Origin of the sequence: Dendronalium phyllosphericum CENA369, assembly GCF_016056275.1 — a bacterium.
Lineage (GTDB): Bacteria > Cyanobacteriota > Cyanobacteriia > Cyanobacteriales > Nostocaceae > Dendronalium > Dendronalium phyllosphericum.
The window spans coordinates 26,786-44,353 of record NZ_JAECZA010000014.1 but is presented as its reverse complement, the minus strand read 5'-3'; the positions used below and the strand labels follow the sequence as shown (position 1 = coordinate 44,353).

The 17,568-nt window shown below is 42.5% G+C and carries 12 protein-coding genes and 27 tRNA genes; 33 read left to right on the top strand and 6 right to left on the bottom strand.

What is annotated here, in order from left to right:
* Positions 1-60 precede the first annotated feature (60 nt).
* From I8752_RS06015 to I8752_RS05900, 24 genes are all read left to right on the top strand, one after another.
* The gene (locus tag I8752_RS06015) at positions 61-237 is read left to right on the top strand and encodes a hypothetical protein (protein WP_214431396.1); all 177 of its coding nucleotides are present in this window, start codon (positions 61-63) and stop codon (positions 235-237) included.
* A gap of 116 nt (positions 238-353) precedes the next feature.
* Positions 354-427 (top strand) — tRNA-Asp (locus tag I8752_RS06010).
* 3 nt (positions 428-430) lie between these two features.
* Positions 431-507: transfer RNA gene (locus I8752_RS06005), tRNA-Glu, on the top strand.
* A gap of 3 nt (positions 508-510) precedes the next feature.
* Positions 511-583 (top strand) — tRNA-Cys (locus tag I8752_RS06000).
* Positions 584-593: 10 nt separating this feature from the next.
* A tRNA-Met gene (locus I8752_RS05995) sits at positions 594-669 on the top strand.
* Positions 670-671: 2 nt separating this feature from the next.
* Positions 672-743, top strand: a tRNA-Trp gene (locus I8752_RS05990).
* Between the two features lie 9 nt (positions 744-752).
* A tRNA-Glu gene (locus tag I8752_RS05985) sits at positions 753-851 on the top strand.
* Positions 852-858: 7 nt separating this feature from the next.
* Positions 859-941 (top strand) — tRNA-Tyr (locus I8752_RS05980).
* Between the two features lie 4 nt (positions 942-945).
* A tRNA-Ser gene (locus tag I8752_RS05975) sits at positions 946-1,035 on the top strand.
* 71 nt (positions 1,036-1,106) lie between these two features.
* Positions 1,107-1,181, top strand: a tRNA-Arg gene (locus I8752_RS05970).
* Positions 1,182-1,261: 80 nt separating this feature from the next.
* Positions 1,262-1,336 (top strand) — tRNA-Phe (locus I8752_RS05965).
* Positions 1,337-1,342: 6 nt separating this feature from the next.
* Positions 1,343-1,417 (top strand) — tRNA-Asn (locus tag I8752_RS05960).
* A 10-nt stretch (positions 1,418-1,427) separates the two neighbouring features.
* A tRNA-Gln gene (locus I8752_RS05955) sits at positions 1,428-1,500 on the top strand.
* A 3-nt stretch (positions 1,501-1,503) separates the two neighbouring features.
* A tRNA-Gln gene (locus I8752_RS05950) sits at positions 1,504-1,579 on the top strand.
* Positions 1,580-1,585: 6 nt separating this feature from the next.
* Positions 1,586-1,662: transfer RNA gene (locus tag I8752_RS05945), tRNA-Leu, on the top strand.
* Between the two features lie 25 nt (positions 1,663-1,687).
* A tRNA-Leu gene (locus I8752_RS05940) sits at positions 1,688-1,765 on the top strand.
* A 1-nt stretch (position 1,766) separates the two neighbouring features.
* Positions 1,767-1,839 (top strand) — tRNA-Pro (locus I8752_RS05935).
* Positions 1,840-1,842: 3 nt separating this feature from the next.
* Positions 1,843-1,916, top strand: a tRNA-Leu gene (locus tag I8752_RS05930).
* Between the two features lie 4 nt (positions 1,917-1,920).
* Positions 1,921-1,997: transfer RNA gene (locus tag I8752_RS05925), tRNA-Leu, on the top strand.
* 6 nt (positions 1,998-2,003) lie between these two features.
* Positions 2,004-2,076 (top strand) — tRNA-Pro (locus tag I8752_RS05920).
* A 4-nt stretch (positions 2,077-2,080) separates the two neighbouring features.
* A tRNA-Leu gene (locus tag I8752_RS05915) sits at positions 2,081-2,153 on the top strand.
* A 324-nt stretch (positions 2,154-2,477) separates the two neighbouring features.
* Positions 2,478-2,549, top strand: a tRNA-Gly gene (locus I8752_RS05910).
* Positions 2,550-2,635: 86 nt separating this feature from the next.
* A tRNA-Arg gene (locus tag I8752_RS05905) sits at positions 2,636-2,709 on the top strand.
* An 85-nt stretch (positions 2,710-2,794) separates the two neighbouring features.
* A tRNA-Ala gene (locus tag I8752_RS05900) sits at positions 2,795-2,868 on the top strand.
* Here the strand turns inward: I8752_RS05900 and I8752_RS37955 are convergent.
* Positions 2,842-2,973: a hypothetical protein gene (locus I8752_RS37955; protein WP_263985287.1), complete on the bottom strand. Its 132-nt coding sequence runs from the start codon at positions 2,971-2,973 to the stop codon at positions 2,842-2,844. The two genes, I8752_RS05900 and I8752_RS37955, sit on opposite strands and share 27 nt — an antisense overlap.
* 8 nt (positions 2,974-2,981) lie before the next feature.
* Between I8752_RS37955 and I8752_RS05895 the strand changes: the two genes are divergently transcribed.
* The 7 genes from I8752_RS05895 to I8752_RS05865 all read left to right on the top strand — a co-directional run bounded on the left by I8752_RS05895 (position 2,982) and on the right by I8752_RS05865 (position 6,292).
* Positions 2,982-3,064, top strand: a tRNA-Ser gene (locus I8752_RS05895).
* A 171-nt stretch (positions 3,065-3,235) separates the two neighbouring features.
* Positions 3,236-3,308 (top strand) — tRNA-Asn (locus tag I8752_RS05890).
* A gap of 11 nt (positions 3,309-3,319) precedes the next feature.
* Positions 3,320-3,393, top strand: a tRNA-Lys gene (locus I8752_RS05885).
* Positions 3,394-3,402: 9 nt separating this feature from the next.
* Positions 3,403-3,474: transfer RNA gene (locus tag I8752_RS05880), tRNA-Lys, on the top strand.
* A 645-nt stretch (positions 3,475-4,119) separates the two neighbouring features.
* A complete protein-coding gene (locus tag I8752_RS05875) occupies positions 4,120-4,479 on the top strand; it encodes a hypothetical protein (protein ID WP_214431395.1) in 360 nt (119 codons plus the stop codon).
* Between the two features lie 285 nt (positions 4,480-4,764).
* Positions 4,765-5,304 carry a Dps family protein gene (locus I8752_RS05870; RefSeq protein WP_214431394.1) on the top strand — a complete coding sequence of 180 codons (540 nt, stop codon included), beginning with the start codon at positions 4,765-4,767 and terminating at the stop codon, positions 5,302-5,304.
* Positions 5,305-5,524: 220 nt separating this feature from the next.
* The gene (locus I8752_RS05865) at positions 5,525-6,292 is read left to right on the top strand and encodes a ChaB family protein (RefSeq protein WP_214431393.1); all 768 of its coding nucleotides are present in this window, start codon (positions 5,525-5,527) and stop codon (positions 6,290-6,292) included.
* Positions 6,293-6,568: 276 nt separating this feature from the next.
* Here the strand turns inward: I8752_RS05865 and hpnK are convergent, their stop codons facing one another.
* From hpnK to I8752_RS05850, 3 genes are all read right to left on the bottom strand, one after another.
* Positions 6,569-7,561 carry a hopanoid biosynthesis-associated protein HpnK gene (hpnK, locus tag I8752_RS05860; RefSeq protein WP_318780817.1) on the bottom strand — a complete coding sequence of 331 codons (993 nt, stop codon included), beginning with the start codon at positions 7,559-7,561 and terminating at the stop codon, positions 6,569-6,571.
* On the bottom strand, positions 7,521-8,957 hold the full coding sequence (gene hpnJ, locus I8752_RS05855; RefSeq protein WP_225895468.1) for a hopanoid biosynthesis associated radical SAM protein HpnJ: 1,437 nt from the start codon (positions 8,955-8,957) through the stop codon (positions 7,521-7,523). Before hpnJ ends, hpnK begins: the two co-directional genes overlap by 41 nt.
* A 105-nt stretch (positions 8,958-9,062) precedes the next feature.
* Positions 9,063-9,884 (bottom strand): squalene/phytoene synthase family protein, encoded by an 822-nt coding sequence (locus I8752_RS05850; protein ID WP_214431391.1) that lies wholly within the window; start codon positions 9,882-9,884, stop codon positions 9,063-9,065.
* A gap of 587 nt (positions 9,885-10,471) precedes the next feature.
* On the opposite strand from I8752_RS05850, the gene I8752_RS05845 reads away from it, so the two are divergent.
* Both I8752_RS05845 and I8752_RS05840 read left to right on the top strand, forming a co-directional pair.
* Complete coding sequence (locus I8752_RS05845; protein WP_214431390.1) at positions 10,472-11,392, top strand: Na+-translocating NADH-quinone reductase subunit B; 921 nt, start codon at positions 10,472-10,474, stop codon at positions 11,390-11,392.
* A 42-nt stretch (positions 11,393-11,434) separates the two neighbouring features.
* On the top strand, positions 11,435-12,814 hold the full coding sequence (locus tag I8752_RS05840) for a DUF2330 domain-containing protein (protein WP_214431389.1): 1,380 nt from the start codon (positions 11,435-11,437) through the stop codon (positions 12,812-12,814).
* Between the two features lie 359 nt (positions 12,815-13,173).
* On the opposite strand, the gene I8752_RS05835 is transcribed toward I8752_RS05840, so the two are convergent.
* A complete protein-coding gene (locus I8752_RS05835) occupies positions 13,174-13,968 on the bottom strand; it encodes a response regulator transcription factor (protein WP_225895467.1) in 795 nt (264 codons plus the stop codon).
* Between the two features lie 161 nt (positions 13,969-14,129).
* Positions 14,130-16,088 (bottom strand): scytonemin biosynthesis sensor histidine kinase, encoded by a 1,959-nt coding sequence (locus I8752_RS05830; protein WP_214431388.1) that lies wholly within the window; start codon positions 16,086-16,088, stop codon positions 14,130-14,132.
* Positions 16,089-17,568 lie beyond the last annotated feature (1,480 nt).

The following is a 17,568-nucleotide window of genomic DNA, read 5'->3' as shown; positions in this document are numbered from 1 at the left end:
GTAGTATTTTTGTAGTATAAACGTAGTGAAGCGAAAGACAAAGCTTCCAAGGTAAAAGTTATGTTCTACATCCAAGTAGTGCGGCAACGCAGGGGTGGCAAAGCCCCTTCTACTTCCAAACCATCTGAAGTAGAAACAAGAAACGAAAAAAGTTCTAAATTTGCGAAGACAAAAACAATCGAATACATCAGTAATACACAACAGGTTTATTACTTAGAGCGTCGGTTATTTTGTTAACAGTTTCTAACAGTCATAAGTAATTTTTCCGAACCTTGAAAACTGAATAAGAAATGGGCAAGTTCACCAACAATCTGTGCCTAAAAGCCTAAAAATTGGGCACAGATATCAAACATGGGGGTATAGCTCAACTGGTTAGAGCGATCGCCTGTCGAGCGATAGGTTGCGAGTTCAAGTCTCGTTACTCCCGTGTAGCCTTGTGGACGACTAGATAAGTCGCTGTGCCTCTCAAGCACAGAGAAGCGGGTGCAACTCCCGTCGAGGCTCCCAAACGGCTGAGTAGCCAAGTGGTCGAAGGCATTGGTTTGCAAAACCGACATCGTGAGTTCAAATCTCACCTCAGCCTTTGGTGACATTGCAGTGTAGCTTAACTAGCAAAGCACCAGGTTCATACCCTGGTTGATGCGGGTGCAAATCCCTCCGCTGCCACCAATGCAGGGATGGTGTAATGGCAACACCTCGTGACTCCAAATCCGATGTTCTGGGTTCAAATCCTAGTCCCTGCGTCAATCGTGCCCCCGTGGACGAACGGTTTAAGTCGCTGTTCTTTCAAAGCAGAGATTGCGGGTACTCTTCGAGAAGCCGCTTCGCGTCTACAAATCCCGTCGGGGGAATTATTTCGGGTCGGTGGCCGAGTCTGGTTGAAGGCGACAGTCTGTAAAACTGTTCTATTTTGCGCGCAGGTTCAAATCCTGCTCGACCCACTGTGGAGAGGTGGCTGAGTGGCTAAAAGCATCCTCCTGCTAAGAGGAAACGGGTAGTTAATGCCCGTCGCAGGTTCAAATCCTGTCCTCTCCGCCTTAAAAGTGCTGAGTGCTGAGTAAAAATACTAATACCCTGTACTTAGTCCCCAGTCCCTAGTCCCTCTTGAGAGCGTGGTGTAACTGGATAACATCTCAGTCTACGAAACTGAAGACGTGAGGGTTCAAATCCCTCCGCTCTCGTTAGATGGGAGAGATGATGGAGTGGCTGATTAAAGCGGAACTAAATCAGTCCACGGCTAAGCTCCATCTCTCCTCTTTATCCCCCGGTAGCTCAGTTGGTAGTTAGCGCCTGTCTGAAGAACAGGAGGTCGTCGGTTCGATTCCGACCTGGGGGGCTGCGTTGCCTCATAGCTCAATGGCAGAGCCAGCGGCTGTTAACCGCGAGGTTGTAGGTTCAAGTCCTACTGAGGCAGCCATTTATTTCATTGCCGGGTGGACGAATTGGGAAGTCGCATCGCTCTGAACGATGAGGTTGCAGGTTCAAACCCTGCCCTGGCAATACAGCCCTGTGGTGTAATTGGCAACATCGCGCCCTTTGAAGGCGGAGATTCCAGGTTCGAGTCCTGGCGGGGCTGCCAAATCTTGCTCCTGTAGCCCAACTGGAAGAGGCTGCCGTCTCAAAAACGGTAAGTTGTGGGTTCGATTCCCACCAGGAGTACCAAATTTAAAACTTAAATCTAAAACTTGCTCCTGTAGCCCAATTGGAAGAGGCGGCAGACTTAAAATCTGTCTGGTTGTGGGTTCGAGTCCCACCAGGAGTACCAACGGGATGTAATTCAGCGGCCAGAAGCCATGCTTTGGGAGCATGGAGTCGCAGGTTCAAATCCTGCCATCCCGATATGCCCCTGTGACGGAACTGGCATACGTGCTGGAATCAGAGTCCAGATTTTGCAGGTTCAAATCCTGTCAGGGGTACTAAGCTCTCGTGGCGGAATGGAAGACGCACTAGACCGAGGATCTAGTTTTTTACAGGTTCAAATCCTGTCGGGAGTACCAAAATATCTGGGTGTGGCGCAGTTGGGAGCGCAGGAGTTTCGGGAACTCAAGGTCGTAGGTTCAATCCCTACCACTCAGACTTTGCCCTTGTAGCCCAACGGAAGAGGCGCTTCGCTTAGAACGAAGAGGTTGCTGGTTCAAATCCAGTCAGGGGTATTTGGTGATTTTGCGGGGATGAAGCAAGAGTGGCTTGGAGGTCTCATAAGCCTCACATCAGCAGGTGCAATTCCTGCCCCCGTCACCAAATGCTAGTGTAGCTCAATTGGCAGAGGAGGACACCGCCGTGCGGGGGTTCCCCCCGTTGAGGCGAGTATCCGTCAACTGACTTGTAATCAGTAGGTTGCAGGTTCAATTCTTGTTACCAGCTTCAGAATGCGGGTGTGATGTAACGGTAGCATGAGACGTTTCCACCGTCTTCGTGCGAGTACCCTTCGGGAAGCCGCTTTGCGTCTACAAATCTCGCCGTCCGCTCTGATTTCTGCGGGTGTGATGTAGTCGGTAGCATCTGAGTGCGCCATATTCAGTGCGTGGGTTCAAGTCCCTCCACTCGCTTGCGTAGTCCTGTAGCTCAACGGTAGAGCAAGTGCCTTACAAGCAAAAGGTTGCAGGTTAAAATCTTGCCAGGACTACCAAATATTGGGAGTGTAGCTCAATGGAATAGAGCTTCGAGCTTCTACCTCGAAAGTTGTAGGTTCGAGTCCTACCACTCTCGCCTGAAAAAGTTAAAAATCAAAAGAACAAATTTAATTATTTCTCTTTCTTTTGACTTTTAACTTTACTCTTTTCACTTGTTTGATGGGGTCATAGCTCAGTTGGCTAGAGCGCCTGCCTTGCAAGCAGGAGGTCATGGGTTCAATTCCCATTGATTCCACTGATGGTGTCTGAAGCCAAAGCGATCGCGGCGCTGGTTTGTGGAACCAGTCATAGCGGGTACTCTTCGAGAAGCCGCTTCGCGTCTACAAGTCCCGTCAGACACCCCTGAATGGAAGATGCCGCTGAATGGACGGCAACTGGTCTTGAAAACCAGGGTACAGATACCTGTAGGGGTTCGATTCCTCCATCTTCCGCCTATCCACCTGAAGCCGAAAAGCGAGGCGCTGTGCTGATAACACAGAGATAGGAGGGGCAGTACCTCCCTGGTGGATTAATACTGTGAAAGAAGTTTCCTTTGTCTACCGGATGCAGACTTGTCTTTTTGAAGGACGAGTAGCTAGGTTTAATTCCTGGACAAAGGCTATTCTGGGGTGGCTCAATTGGCAAAGCAAGCGGCTGTTAAGCGCGAGGTTGTGGGTTCGATTCCCACCCCTGGAGTTAATTTTTATGGGGATATAGCTCAGTTGGTTAGAGCAGGTGACTCTTAATCTCAAGGTCGTAGGTTCGAGTCCTACTATCCCCATTTTTTTATGGGTGGTTGACATAGCGGCTGTGTAGCGGGCTTTTAATCCGTACTAGAGAGGTTCGACTCCTCTACCACCCATTTTTTTGGTAGCTGATTGTTGGAGATCGGCTCTGTCCGTGTATCTAGTTCACTATTTTTTCTGGGCGATCGCAACCTTCGATCTCATGTCGATGCCAGGAGTTTGCCTTGCTTGATAGAGGCAATGTCCTGTAAACACAAATATTAAATTAATATATGAATAAATATATTTATAGATATGAAGTGGTAAAGGCTATTTGAATATAAATAGAATACAGGCGATCGCTTGTAGAATTTCGAGTGAAAATATTTTGCCTCAATTTGCTGATTAGAGTATTCAAATCGTATAATTTAACTCTAGTCGATATATCTATAGATTGATTTTAATGTACCTCTAGATAGAATAAACTTCATTCTGGAGATTGATGCAAGTGTTAGTCTCTAATAGGTAATAATTAAGTAGGTGAAATTTGACCGAAGACTATCTGTGTAAAACGCAATGTTTAATATAATAAATTTTCTAAATTTATTATTATACAAAGCTGAAATACACGCGATGTGTGCTTTAAAATTTCATGATTTAGGGACTTAGAACTATAGAAGCATACCTTGATAATTTTGAGGGGTCAAATTTACCAGGTAAAAGCATGGGCTTCTTTTGCAAGACAAGTCCTGTGTTGTTGAAGCTGTTATTGAGGATTGCAAATGAAAATTTTTACTGTTGTTTTATCTAGCCTACGCCCGGTGCGCTTCTTAATTGTGGCTTTTACTTGTGCGTTACTATTGTTGTCTAGTGCAGTTCCAGCCTTTGCAATAAGTAGCCCTCAAAGCGATCCTAAAGATGCTACTACACAACTTTTAGGAACTCAGCGCGAAGCTGACGAAGTTGCTAAAGAGCCACCACCAGGACTGAAAGAAGTTCAAAAGAAATCAAACGAGGGACTTAATGAGGTTCAAGGGGCTGCTGATATTGAGAAGCAGAAGCGTCCTGATAATTCGCAGGGTGCAACCTCAGTTAGAGATGAGGTAGAGAATTTTTTAGGAAAAGTGACAGGTAATAAGTAAGCAATTCATTTTTGAAACTACTTTACGTCTGAATAAAATGGACATCTTGATTGCTGGCGGCTTTCAAGATGTCTATTATTTTATATTGAAATAATAGAGGAAATAAAAATTGGTTGTATATTAAAGTTTTTTTAATTAGCTTTACTTGTTATCTGTTATGAGGTACAGATAAATACAAACTTAAGTCGTAATTTATAAAGCTTGCACAATATTTCCTATGGTTGATGCCTAATATATGGGAATTTTGAGATGTTATTGAATAAGTTCGCTTAGGGATGGAAAGCAATGCGTCCGATAAACATTGGTTTAACAGAGGAACAGCGTCAAGGAGTAATAGATCTGTTGAATCATGATTTAGCAGATTCCTATGTGGTGTTAGTCAAAACTAAAAAGTACCACTGGGATGTGGTCGGCCCTCAGTTCCGTAGCCTGCACCAGCTTTGGGAAGAACACTACGAAAAACTGACTCTCAATATTGATGCTTTAGCAGAGCGGGTTCGTGCTTTGGGTGGCTACCCAGTTGGCACAATGGAGGGGTTCCTCAAGATTGCCTCCGTTAAAGAACATGCTGGTGATGTACCCACAGCAACGCAGATGGTAGCTAATCTTGTGGAAGATCACGAACAGATTGTTCGTAACTTGAGAGAGCATATCGATCGAGCCAGCGAGGAGTTCCATGATGAGGGAACAGCTGACTTTCTGACTGGACTGATGGAAGAACATGAAGAAATTGCCTGGATGCTGCGCTCGTTTATTGAAGGCCAACCTATAGAGCCAAATGGTTCAAAGCCAGCAACAGAAGCTAAAACCCCGATAGGCGTGTAGCCAATAGTAGATGTAAATCCAGGTCATAACATTTGGGAACTTCCAAATGAAAGACATCCTATTAGCTTTGTTTACTGTTTCCAGTAAACAACTGTAAAAAGGCGATTCGTTTCTTGCAGTTCCTTTGATTTGAGGATGGCAGTTTGTAGGAAGAATTAATCTTCCCGCAACTGCCTTCTCACATATCAACTATAAAAAGCAAGATTCAAGGAGTATTCAAGTGCCAGAAGCTTACAAAGCAGAACGTACAATATCTGCTGTATTTAAAGAACAAAAGCAGATTGATGATGTTATTCGACGTTTACTTGACAGAGGTGTGCCTAGAGATCGGATTTCGGTCATGGGCAGAAATTTCCAGTCAGAAACTCGAATTTCTGGCTTTATTACTAAAAAAGACAAAATTTTAGGAGGTTTGAGAACAGGAGCAATTTTTGGCTCTTTGTTTGGTTCCTTCCTCAGCTTGCTTACAGGCGTAGGTGTACTGTTCATTCCCTTTATCGGTTCAATTGTCGCAGCAGGCCCAATTAGTGCCCTGTTATTAGGAGCTACTAGCGGCGCGATCGCAGGTAGTGCGGGTGCTGGTTTAGTATCGGCTCTGACTGCTTGGGGAATGCCAGAAGATAAAGCCGCTATTTATCAAACTCGTTTACAAGCTGGCGAATTCTTATCAATGATAGAAGTGCCGAGCGATCGCGTTGGTGAATTTCAATTGCTACTCGAAAGTGCTGGTGGCGAAGAAATTCATACAGTTGAGAAAACATTTGCTCGCCCTTGTCTTGGCCCTTGCAACAGTGCAGAAGATTTGTCTCCAGAGGTGCGATCGCATCTTTCTAGTGATGCTCAACGCACATTTATAGAACGCTACAATGCTGTATTAAGTGAGACAAGCGATGAGTTCACAGCCGAACAAGCAGCATGGGAAGCAGTGCACAAAAACTATGATGAAGATGAAAATGGTGTCTGGTCAAAGGCTAAAGTAAACGTTTAATCTAGTTAGGCCATCGTTGGCTAGAACTGATTACCTAATACCAACAATTACCACGTTAACCAAATTGGGAAAGCATATATAGTGAAAAGAACAGGCTAAAGTATAGGCAACAACTTTGCTTTAGCTTGTTTTTTACGTATATTCATTATAAATGATACCAAGTCCGGCTAATTCGTTATCAAATCATGTCCGGCTAACAACTTGTAATTAAGCTAATCTATGCAGAAAGCCTGAAAACTCCTCCCCTCGCTCCCCTGCGGTCTTAACGATAAGTCTTTAGCCGGGCACGATATTACGGGTTGCTTTCACGTAATTAGTTAGTTCAAAGCCATTGATTGCCAACACTTGGCGCACTTCCTCGCTTAAAAGGGCAGCAAGTTCTATTTCACCCGCCCCTAGTGGCCCGTTGTGTGGTTCTCCATCTTTAAGTACTGCGGGATGAGAGTAAATCTCAACCAAATCAGCCTGAATCTGGGGTATGAGTCCAAGCAAATATTCCTCAGTCATGGAACCTGTTTGCAGCAACCCGTAGACTCTATTGGCAAAGCTAATACCTTGAGATGTCAGCAAACCTTCACCATAGCGACGCAATCCACCAAATACCGCCGACCAAACAAGCTTAGTTAGTAATTCCCGACGGTCAAGCTTTAAAGACATTCTCAGTTCTTCAGATGGCAGACGAATAACTCGAATGTCAAACTCCTGTGCAAACTCAACTAGAATATTCAGTACTCCTGGATGGACGTGTAAATGTAAATGTCCGTCCACATGGGAAAGAAGTAATCCAGATTCGCGGAATTTTTCTAACTGGGCGCGAATTTCCTGCCTTAGTTCCTCACGGGCGGCACGATGGAATTGATAGCGCAACCCAGCTTGCAAGGGGCTGTTTGAGAAGTTCCCCATTGAGTCAACCAAATGGGGAATCTGAGAGGGGGGCAAAACAGCGCGACCGCATACCAACACCAAGTGTAGACCAACTGCCAAATTGGGGTGAGTACGTGCTAGAGCGATCGCTTCTTTGGCCGCATCGCCAGTTACCATCAAGCTGGTACTAGTCAGCACCCCTTGCTCGTGTGCTTTGATAATTGCTTGATTAACGCCACGAGAAAAGCCAAAATCATCGCCATTGATAATGATATGGCGGACATGAGAAAGGGAGATTGGAGATTGAAATTTCTCCTCTGCTCCCCTGCTCCCCTGCTCCCCTGCTCCCTTGCTCCCCATACTCTTATGTCCGTTCGCTAGCAACAAATTGCTTACGCTTGGCACGTAAGTTCAGATATTCCCGTGCCTCTTTGTACAAGCGCTGGCGTTCCTTGGCATCAAAAATTGCATTCTTGACAATGCGGGCAACAATGCGGGGGCGGAAATAATATTTATCGTAGAAATACTCAACTGCCTGCATCATTTCGCCACGGGACAACCCAGGATACTCAATGTGAGGTAACTGATGGCCTGTTTCATCAGTCATGTCAACATCAGAACGCAGATAGTTGTTTGCTTCGACATAGCTGTACAGTTCAGTCCCAGGGAAAGCATGAGCAATTGACACTTGAATCGTTTCGCAATCCAGTTCCTTGGCAAATGCCAGTGTCTGCTCGATGGTTTCTTTGGTTTCACCTGGCAACCCAATAATGAAATCACCATGGACAACAATACCAGCTTTTTTGCAGTTCTTCATAAAAGTGCGGGCTTGTTCTACTGTTGCTCCCTTCTTGATGTTCTTGAGAATTTGAGAATTACCCGACTCAAACCCGACAATAAACAAACGACAACCAGCCGCTTTCATCGCCTGGAGAGTTTCTAAATCTACATGCACGCGGGATGTACAAGACCAAGTAAAATTCAGCGGCTTGAATTTCTCGCACAATGCCAGTACTCGCTGTTTACCGATAGTAAAAGTATCATCATCAAAGAAAATTTCTTTGACATCTGGGAAGAGTTTCAGGGCGTGTTCTACTTCTTTAGCAACGTCATCTACAGACCTTTGTCGCCAAGCATGACCGTCAAAGGTTTGGGGCCAAAGGCAAAAGGTGCATTTGGCAGGACAGCCGCGTGTGGTGTAGAAGGCAATGTATGGATGCAGTAAGAAGGGTACGTTGTAGCGAGTTACATCGAGGTCGCGCTTGTAAATAGGCGTGGCCCAAGGAAGAGCATCCAAATTTTCAATTGGGGGGCGGGGTTCGTTGTGAACTATCTGACCATCTTTGCGGAAACTCACACCTTTGATTTCTTCGAGGGGCTTGCCAGCAGCAAACTCCGGAACCGAATAATCAAACTCTCGATGCGTCACAAAGTCGATCGCTTCACTTGCCATTAAGCTTTCTGTTGGCTGTGTTGTGACATGAGGGCCGACAAAGGCAATTTTTAAACTAGGCTTTGCTGCCTTCATCATCTCTGCTAAACGGACATCGCTATAAAATCCCGGCGTACTTGTAAAAATTACAACAAAGTCGTAATCCGTTGCGATTTGCACAGTTTCTTGGGGCGAAATACCGTGCGGTGGGGCATCAAGCACCCGACTTTCCGCGATCGCAGCAGCTGGATATGCCAGCCATACAGGATACCAATACGATTCAATTTCCCGTGTGGCAGGCCAGCGAGAGCTAGCTCCCCCATCAAATCCTTCAAAAGAAGGTGGATTCAGCAGCAAAGTCTTCATCATAAATCTTTACGTGTCCTTGTCTTTATTGCTTGTTTACGGCTGTTATGAAGTGGAAAAATCAGAAAATGGTGGCTGTTAACAGGGGATATCAGGATAAAGCTTGTTTTATTTGCTGATGTTACTTAGCTGCTCAATGAGTGCAAACACATCACTACGGCTAAGTTTTTCTTTACCGTTAGCTAGAGCATCTAGAGTACCATGAGCTAAGGTTAAAGGAATTTGACAAAAATCTAAAGCAGGCCCCGTAGGCAGAGATTGGGTATAGGCATTTGCTAGAATTAGATTGCGACGAGCATATTCGTGAAGATTTGTTGTACTCCAACCTTCTGGAAAGAAGTTTACCCCACGTTTGATATCTTCTTTGTGATTACGCAGGATATTAACTGCTTGTAGTCCGCGACCGAAGGCGATCGCTTGAGTGCGGTTCGTTTGCGTTCCGTCATACCAAGTCCATAAATCTGAGAGTAACAAACCAACTGCACCTGCAACTCCAAAGGTGTAACGATCTAAATCAGATTCTGTATGAATTTTCCAGTTTTTTTCTGCCCAGTAAGCCATTCGGTCTGCCATTGCAGCGGTAGCATCCCAAATTCGCGGGGCGATGGTTTCAGGTGCTAGTAGCGACCATTCTCTCACCCTAACAGTGACTTCTTCTAGGGAATTCTCATATCCGCTAAATCCTACAGAAAAAGCATCAACCGCAAAACCATCAACACCTGCCTGTAATGTCAAGCTAATTATTCGTAAGAGTTTGGCTTTAGTAAAATTATCCAGTTCTGGATGATCTTCAATTTCATCAATGGCACGCATACACAAGTATGCTGAAGCTACTGCTTCTTGCAATCCTGGCGGTAATATACTAATTGGAATATAAAAGGTTCGGCTAGTTTCTTTAAGGATTTGCAATGCATCGCTACGTAAATCCATGTCTCCACTCCCCTGTTGTTTCGGACACCACATGCAGTTAGCAGTTTTATGATGATACTGGATCTAGTTGTTACTAAATCTAAAAAACTTTAGCTGTGCTAGTATTCCATCTAAAACTCGATAGTTTTCGGTATCATAATTAACGAAATATACAAAATTTATCAAAGTAAATCATAGTATATTAAGACTTTGGTTGCATAAAGTTGTGGTATGTGATGTTGATATAGTCATCGGCAATTTTTAGTGTAAATACAAACAATTATGCTAAAATTCGATACATTTAAAATCGAATATTTTAAGTGGTAAAGCAGGGGAAGAGAAGAAGTAACCTCACAAGAACTCTGTTTTGTTGACAGCTTGCCACAATACAAAGTTTCCTTAGCGCACCACTCAAAGAATGAGCACGGGAACGCTTTGCTACACAGACAAAACCCGGCTTTGCGAAATTTAAGATTATTTTGAGATTATTTCGAGTATTCAGACATATCATCAGGTTTTGTAACAAAATCTGTAACAGCAACCTTATTCGAGCTTGCACTCGTTTAGATTGAGTAAAAATCTAGGGGGAATCCCTGAGTTAAGGGTTAATGCTGCTCAAAGATATACGAGATTATCAAATTCTCTTTCTTAGCTTGTTTCTGGTCTTAGGAATTGGTACAAGGGACTGGACGTTGCGACCGGAGTTGATTGGGGTAGCGATCGCCACTTGTTTCGCAATTCAATGGATGTTGTCAAGTGTCAGTTGTCAGTTGTCAGGTGTCGTTGGCAAAGAACAACAGCCAAATGACGCAGGGCAAATGAAGAATCTTCGCAGTGCCTTGATTACTTCCTTGGGACTGAGCTTACTATTGCGGGCTGACCACTGGACGACAATGGCCTTTGCTGCGACAAGTGCGATCGCTAGCAAATTTCTTTTCCAACTGGGCAACAAACATTTCTTCAACCCTGCGAATTTTGGCATTATTTCTGCCTTACTTCTCACCCCCGATGCTTGGGTTTCACCAGGACAGTGGGGCGAAGAATGGTGGTATGGGCTGTTATTTGCTGGCACTGGCGGCATGATTTTGCAGCGGATCGGTCGCTGGGATACTACAGCTGCTTTTTTGGGTGCATATTCCTTGCTAGAAGCAATTCGCAATCTCTGGCTGGGTTGGACTTGGGATGTTTACTGGCATCGATTGATGAGCGGTTCTTTACTGCTATTTGCCCTATTTATGATTACCGATCCTCGCTCAATTCCCAATGCTCGGATTGGACGCGTAATTTGGGCGATCTGCATTGCCATCTTGACCTTCATTCTACGGAATTACTTCTTTATTTCCACCGCAGTTTTTTGGGCATTATTCGCCCTTGCACCATTGACCATGCTGCTAGATGTTCTCTGGTCAGCCCCGCGATTTTCTTGGAGAGATGAAGGGGATGAGGGAGCAGAGAAAGCAGGGGAGGTAAGAATAACAACTAACTCTTGTACAGACGCGATTAATCGCGTCTCTACGACAGCACAGTAATCAATCGCGCCTCTACGACAGCACTTAAATTGGAGGTATAAAATGAAGCGTTTTAAATTCATCATTCCATTATTACTAGCATTGGTAGCTGTGGCGTGCTTTGCACCAGCGGCTTGGGCATTTTGCGGATTTTATGTTGCTAAAGCCGATGCCAAATTATATAACCAAGCTTCTCAAGTGGCGATCGCGCGAGATGGCGATCGCACTGTTTTAACAATGGCAAACGACTTTCAAGGAGAAGTTAAAGATTTTGCAATGGTTGTACCTGTGCCAACGGTATTGCAAAAAGAGCAAGTTCGCGTTGCCGAACCCAAAATTATTGAGCGCTTAGATGCTTTTAGCGCGCCGCGATTAGTTGAATATTTTGACCCCGACCCTTGTGACATAGAGAGGAGAGATAGGGTATATCAAGAAGTGCCTGCACCAGCAGCGAGTAATGCGGCGGGTAGACCTAGAGGTAGCGATGATAGTTTAGGTGTCACCGTTGAGGCGCGTTTCAACGTCGGTGAATACGACATTGTGATTCTCAGTGCTAAAGAATCTGGCGGGCTGGAAACTTGGCTCAATCGCAATGGCTACAAAATTCCTAGAGGAGCAAAACAGTTACTTAAGCCATACATTCGCTCGGCAATGAAATTCTTTGTTGCTAAAGTCAACCTCGATAAATTTGAAGAATCTGGCTATCAGTTTCTGCGTCCATTGCAAATTTCTTATCAATCACCTAGGTTCATGCTGCCAATTCGTTTGGGCATGATCAATGCGACAAAAGAGCAGGATTTAATTGTTTACATTCTATCGCCAGAAGGACAAGCAGAAATCACTAACTATCGAACTGTGAAAATCCCTTCAGACGCTAACATTCCCGTATATGTCAAAGATGAATTTAGCAACTTCTACAAGTCCATGTTCCAAACTTCCTACATTAAAGAAGATCGTAAAGTCGCTTTCTTGGAGTATGCATGGGATATGAGTAGTTGCGATCCTTGTTCTGCCGACCCCTTGAGCCAAGAAGAACTCAAGCAAGCGGGCGTATTTTGGCTGGATGATAATTCTACCAGTGACGCGCCAGTACCCCCTAGCTTTCGTCGTCGTCCTCCTACTAGTAGTGTCTTTATTACTCGCTTACATATCCGCTACACCCGCGATAAATTCCCTGAAGACCCGATGTTTCACCAAACCTCTAACCAAGAATCTTTCCAAGGACGTTATATTTTGCAACATCCTTTTACGGGCGAACTGAACTGTCGCTCAGGTAGAGAATACAAGCGGTCTTTGCCCAAGCGTTTTGAACAAGAAGCTCAAACTCTAGCCAAGCTAACTAACTGGAATATCCAAGATATTCGCAAAAAAATGCAGTTAACTGTAGGTAATCTCACTGGTTCTTGGTGGGGAAATTTCTTATCTTGGCTGATAGGGTTTTGATTCAGAAGGCAGGAGGCAGGAGGCAGAAGGCAGAAGGGAACCTACCCTTAAAAGAGTAGGATTGTAATAATGACGTTTTATACGTCGCTGTAAGCAAAACCAGTAATTATGCTGCTTTCAGCTGGACTTTAAACCCAGACTAAAGTTTTAATTAATACTCTTAACATAAGTGCCTTCTGCCCTCGACCCTCTGCCTTTCTTTGTAATAGCGATCGCAGCAAAATGAACCAATAGCTTATATTGAGCCAACACGGTTCGGATAAGCCGAAAAAGCTGGGGAAGTGAAGAGATTAAATTTCATACTCTTTGCTCCCTCATCTCCCTCATCTCCCTCATCTCCCCCAACCTACCATCACAACTTAATGCTTTTTGCGCCAAGCCTGGGGAGGTAAACCGTGATGTTGGCGAAACTGGCGGGAGAAATGAGATACATCTTGATAACCCAGTTCTTTGGCAATTTGCTCGACTGTGCGATCGTTGTTTTGAAGTAAGAAACGCGCCCCTACCATCCGGCGTTTGACAATCCAACAGTTGACAGTTTCTCCTGTTTGTCTTGCGACTCGGTTTGTTAAGTAAGCAGGTGAGTAACCAACTGCCTCAGCTACATCACACAGAGTAATTCCTTCATGATAATGGGCTTCGATGAAGTCGAAAACTTCTTTCAGTTGGGGAATGTCGGGAAAGATTGAACTGGGAGAAGTGAGCGCTGTGTTATCTGTAGATACTGGTTTTGCAACTTTCTGAAGTTTAGTAGCGCACCAATATTGCAGATTTGCTTGTCTTTGCAAGCGACTAGCGATCGCTCTAAGCAATTCATCTAGTGTAGAAGGTTTGGTAATATAATCGTCTGCCCCCAATTCCATAGCTTTGCGAATATCTGCCCTCGTGCTACTACCAGTCAGAAATATAAAAGGAATAACCGCTGTTGTCGGATCTTGACGTAGAGTAGTTAAAACCCTGTAACCATCCATATCGGGCATTGTAATATCGCAAATCACTAAATCGGGTATATGCTCTTGTACTTGCTGTATACCAACACGACCGTTGGCAGCTCCCACAATCTCGAAACCTTTAGCCTCAAGACCTTTTAAATAAAGATTGCGAGTAATATTATCATCTTCAATTACAAGAATTTTTTTCGACGATTTAAACATGATCTTTGGTTACAATAACTTTAATAGAATATGTTGCTAAACATAGTTACCAAACTTTCTAGCAAGCATTAATTAGGGACGAGATGAATTGCCTCTTTCCAAGAGTTATGAATGTTTAGTTTTAACGAACAACTAAACATTCATAACTCGGAATTGCGAGTTTATTTTGTCAATAGTGGCAGTATGACAGTAAACGTAGTGCCAACACCAACTTCACTTTCCACAGCTACTTGACCGCTATGTAAGTCTACGAGGGTTTTCAGTATTGATAGCCCCAATCCAGTACCAGATATACTATCGACATTACTGCCTCGATAAAATGGCTCAAATAAGCGTTGTCGATCTTCTAATGGAATGCCGATACCCCGATCCTTAACCTGAAAAATTACTTGCTCCTTTTCGCAAGAGAGATTAAAATCCACTGCTCTATTTGAGGGCGAATACTTAATTGCATTGTCGAGCAAATTCTTTAAAATAGGCTCTAGCAATTTTTTATCTATGCAAGCTATTAAAGAGTTAAGTTGACTGACAAAATTAATTGAGTTGTGCTTGATACCAATCTGCATTTGTGCCACTAAATCCTTACAGAATTGAACTAACTCAAGGGGTTTTGGCTCAAAGTTGAGTTTTGCTGATTCTGCTTTAGCAAAGAAGAGAATATCGTCCAACATCTGACCGATTTGCTCGATAGCGGCTTGCATATGATCGAGTAATGGTTGTATTTTCTTCGCTGTCCGTTTATCTACTTCTTCTTTGAGTAAGCTATTAGAAAATGAAACAATATTTAGCGGAGTACGGAATTGATGGCAGACCATCGAAAGAAAACGCGCTCTGAGTTCGCTAAGTTGTTTTGCTTGTTCTAAAGCTTGGTTGAGATCCGATTCTGCATATTTGTAATCGGTGATATCGATGCCTGTAATTAGTTCAACTGGTTTTCCTCCAAAATCCAACATGCCATCAAGCTTTGTAACAGCACAGGCTAGCCAGCGTTCTGTGCCGTTTTTTGTGAGAATATTCATCTCTTGATATTCAAAGTTAGCTGCTTGATTTTGATTGCGTACCTGCCTAGTTTTTTTACTTTTAATTAATCGTCGAACATCGAAACCATTTAGCAGTTCCTGTATTGTATAACCTGTAAGTTTCTCGACTGCGGGATTTATATAGCAAAGCCGCGTACCTTGAATCAGAAAAGTGTTAGCATCTGTTGTTTCTGCCAAAGTCCGAAATCGAGCTACGTTCAGTTGTAGTGCTTCCTCGGTTTTCTTGGATTCAGTAATATCCCAAATGCTCCAGACTCTACCAATAATTTGGTTATCAAGCCAATGAGGTTTAGAGTAATGTGCGAAGACTCTCCCATCTTTCAATTCCAGAATGTCATAGCTCTCAAAATCTGATTGGCTGGAAACTTCCCAAATCAATCGAAAAAAGGCTTCTGGATCTTTGAGTTGATTTTCAAAAAAAGTTTTACATTGCGGGCATTTTTTAGATAACATCAGAGATTCTGGAATCTGCCACATATCCGTAAATCTCTGATTTAAACTCAGAATATCTCCTTCAAAGTTAACTGCGACAATGCCAACGGCGGTAGATTCGAGAGTGGAATGAAGTAAAGATAAAGATGTTTCTAATTCTGCTTCTTTTGTCTTGAGTTTAGAAACTTCTTCTTGTAAATTATCTTTAGCTTGTCTTAAGTCATCAGTCCACTTTTGCATACTCAACTCTACGACTCGATCGCTCTTGTCATAAATAAAAACACAACTAAACTTCTTACCTTGGTGTTCTACACGAGTTAAAGATATTTCTACCAAAAATATCCGTCCTGTTTTTGTCCGATACCGAGATTTAAAGGTAATGAAATCCCGCACTTTTATTTCTGACCAGTTATGTAGAGAATAGTCTACATCTACATCAGCCAAAGTCATGGCAAGTAATTCCTCGCGGGAATACTCGGTCATTCGGCAAGTGGCATCATTGACATAAAGAAACTCTCCATTCTCTCCTAAACCAAAGGCTGCATCTACAGCTTGATTTATAAGAAGATGAGCAAATTTCAACTCTCCTTCTGGCTGTAGTGTCCATTTAGAGTTAGAGCTAGCTAACTTACCATTGCCAGAATTCATATCTTTAATTACCTCTTTTCTGTATCTCGACACCAGTACTAGAAATCAGTTAATTATGACAAATGCCTAAAATAGGCTGTGAGTTTAGCTCTAAATAAAATTGAAGATAATTTATCAAATTAAGTAATACAAATATATCAGATTATAAAAGTAAAAAGCAAGTAAAAATTATTGCTTTGAAAAGAAAGTATGGGGTAGCGATCGCCATTTTTGGCAGCAATTCCTTATTTGAAAGTAAGTAACCTCAATAGTAAGGGCGAAAAATTTTTATACTTGGTTGTCAGGTTTTCATCCAAACAACTATTTAGACAAATACGAAATAGATAGCTTGTTATCAACTAGAAAACCTTTAGAAATAGTCATTAGATTCAAGGCTTTAAAACCTTAAATTTTTGGGAAAATAAAAAATTTATGCAAATTCCTACTAAACGAGTTCAATCTGATGCATATTCTTTGCGATTGCTAACTTTGGTATGTACTTAGTTCGCAATGCACTGCTGAAAGTTGTAAATTTTCGCTCATATACTTAATGTCTTAATTTTTCTTAACTACCTTCTCAGGGATTTAACTACAGAATTCAATGTTCACACATCTGTCGTAAGATATACGTTTTTATCAATAAAACCTGTGTTTTTAGCTACGACTTTTGTTTAAACAAATACATATTTTCCAAAAAATACACATAAAATACTTAATCATCCTCCAAAAGTTATAAAAAGTTTGAATTAGTGCATTTTAATGTGGTTATCATCACAATGATAGTTGCAGCAATCGACACATATTCTGATTGTTAAACGCTTCGTCATCAGCTTTTCCGTAATAGTACATTTAGAGTATAAAAATACATAAGTACTGAATGTACTCCCAATAACAAAATCAAAAAAATTACCACTATCATCAAAAAATTTTTCATTAAAAATGTGCTGACGCAGCTGAAGTGATTCGGCATTTTAGATGATAAAAGTCTTATCGAATAACAATTTTGTAGTGTAATCTCTCGCAGTCAGCATTCAACTTGATGTTTACAGATATTGAAATGTATCATTTTATAATGCAATTTAAGTAGTTGTTGTAGCCATCAGCATAAGAGCAAAAAAATTGACATTTTCATCAAAAGATTTTTGATTGTAAATTAATCTCCGACATATTATATTTATCTGTCACAGATAGAAATTTTTTAAAAGCTAAGTAAATACTCTAAGCATCATCATAAAAGCGAAAGAATTGACATTCTCATCAAAAGATTTTTGATTGCTTGGAGATATTTATCTCCTTTATTCTAATTTTTAGAAGCACACCCTTAATGTTTATACGCTGGATCAAAATTATTTGTTACTGCCCACACAAGCGTTAATCAGCAGGAATTAATCACATCTACTATCGACTAAACCCAGTCATTACTGTAAACAAACAATCAGGGGTTAGTTAGTGTCATATATTACTAAAAATCTGGGTGTTAAAGAGCTTCTGTGCAAGTTTT

Excerpts from the sequence above, each read along its gene's own strand:
- I8752_RS05845 (WP_214431390.1), top strand. The coding sequence starts at position 10,472 with ATGCTGCTCAAAGATATACGAGATTATCAAATTCTCTTTCTTAGCTTG.
- I8752_RS05870 (WP_214431394.1), top strand. The coding sequence starts at position 4,765 with ATGCGTCCGATAAACATTGGTTTAACAGAGGAACAGCGTCAAGGAGTA.
- I8752_RS05875 (WP_214431395.1), top strand. The coding sequence starts at position 4,120 with ATGAAAATTTTTACTGTTGTTTTATCTAGCCTACGCCCGGTGCGCTTC.
- hpnJ (WP_225895468.1), bottom strand. The coding sequence starts at position 8,957 with ATGATGAAGACTTTGCTGCTGAATCCACCTTCTTTTGAAGGATTTGAT.
- I8752_RS05830 (WP_214431388.1), bottom strand. The coding sequence starts at position 16,088 with ATGAATTCTGGCAATGGTAAGTTAGCTAGCTCTAACTCTAAATGGACA.
- I8752_RS05835 (WP_225895467.1), bottom strand. The coding sequence starts at position 13,968 with ATGTTTAAATCGTCGAAAAAAATTCTTGTAATTGAAGATGATAATATT.
- I8752_RS06015 (WP_214431396.1), top strand. The coding sequence starts at position 61 with ATGTTCTACATCCAAGTAGTGCGGCAACGCAGGGGTGGCAAAGCCCCT.
- I8752_RS05850 (WP_214431391.1), bottom strand. The coding sequence starts at position 9,884 with ATGGATTTACGTAGCGATGCATTGCAAATCCTTAAAGAAACTAGCCGA.
- I8752_RS05840 (WP_214431389.1), top strand. The coding sequence starts at position 11,435 with ATGAAGCGTTTTAAATTCATCATTCCATTATTACTAGCATTGGTAGCT.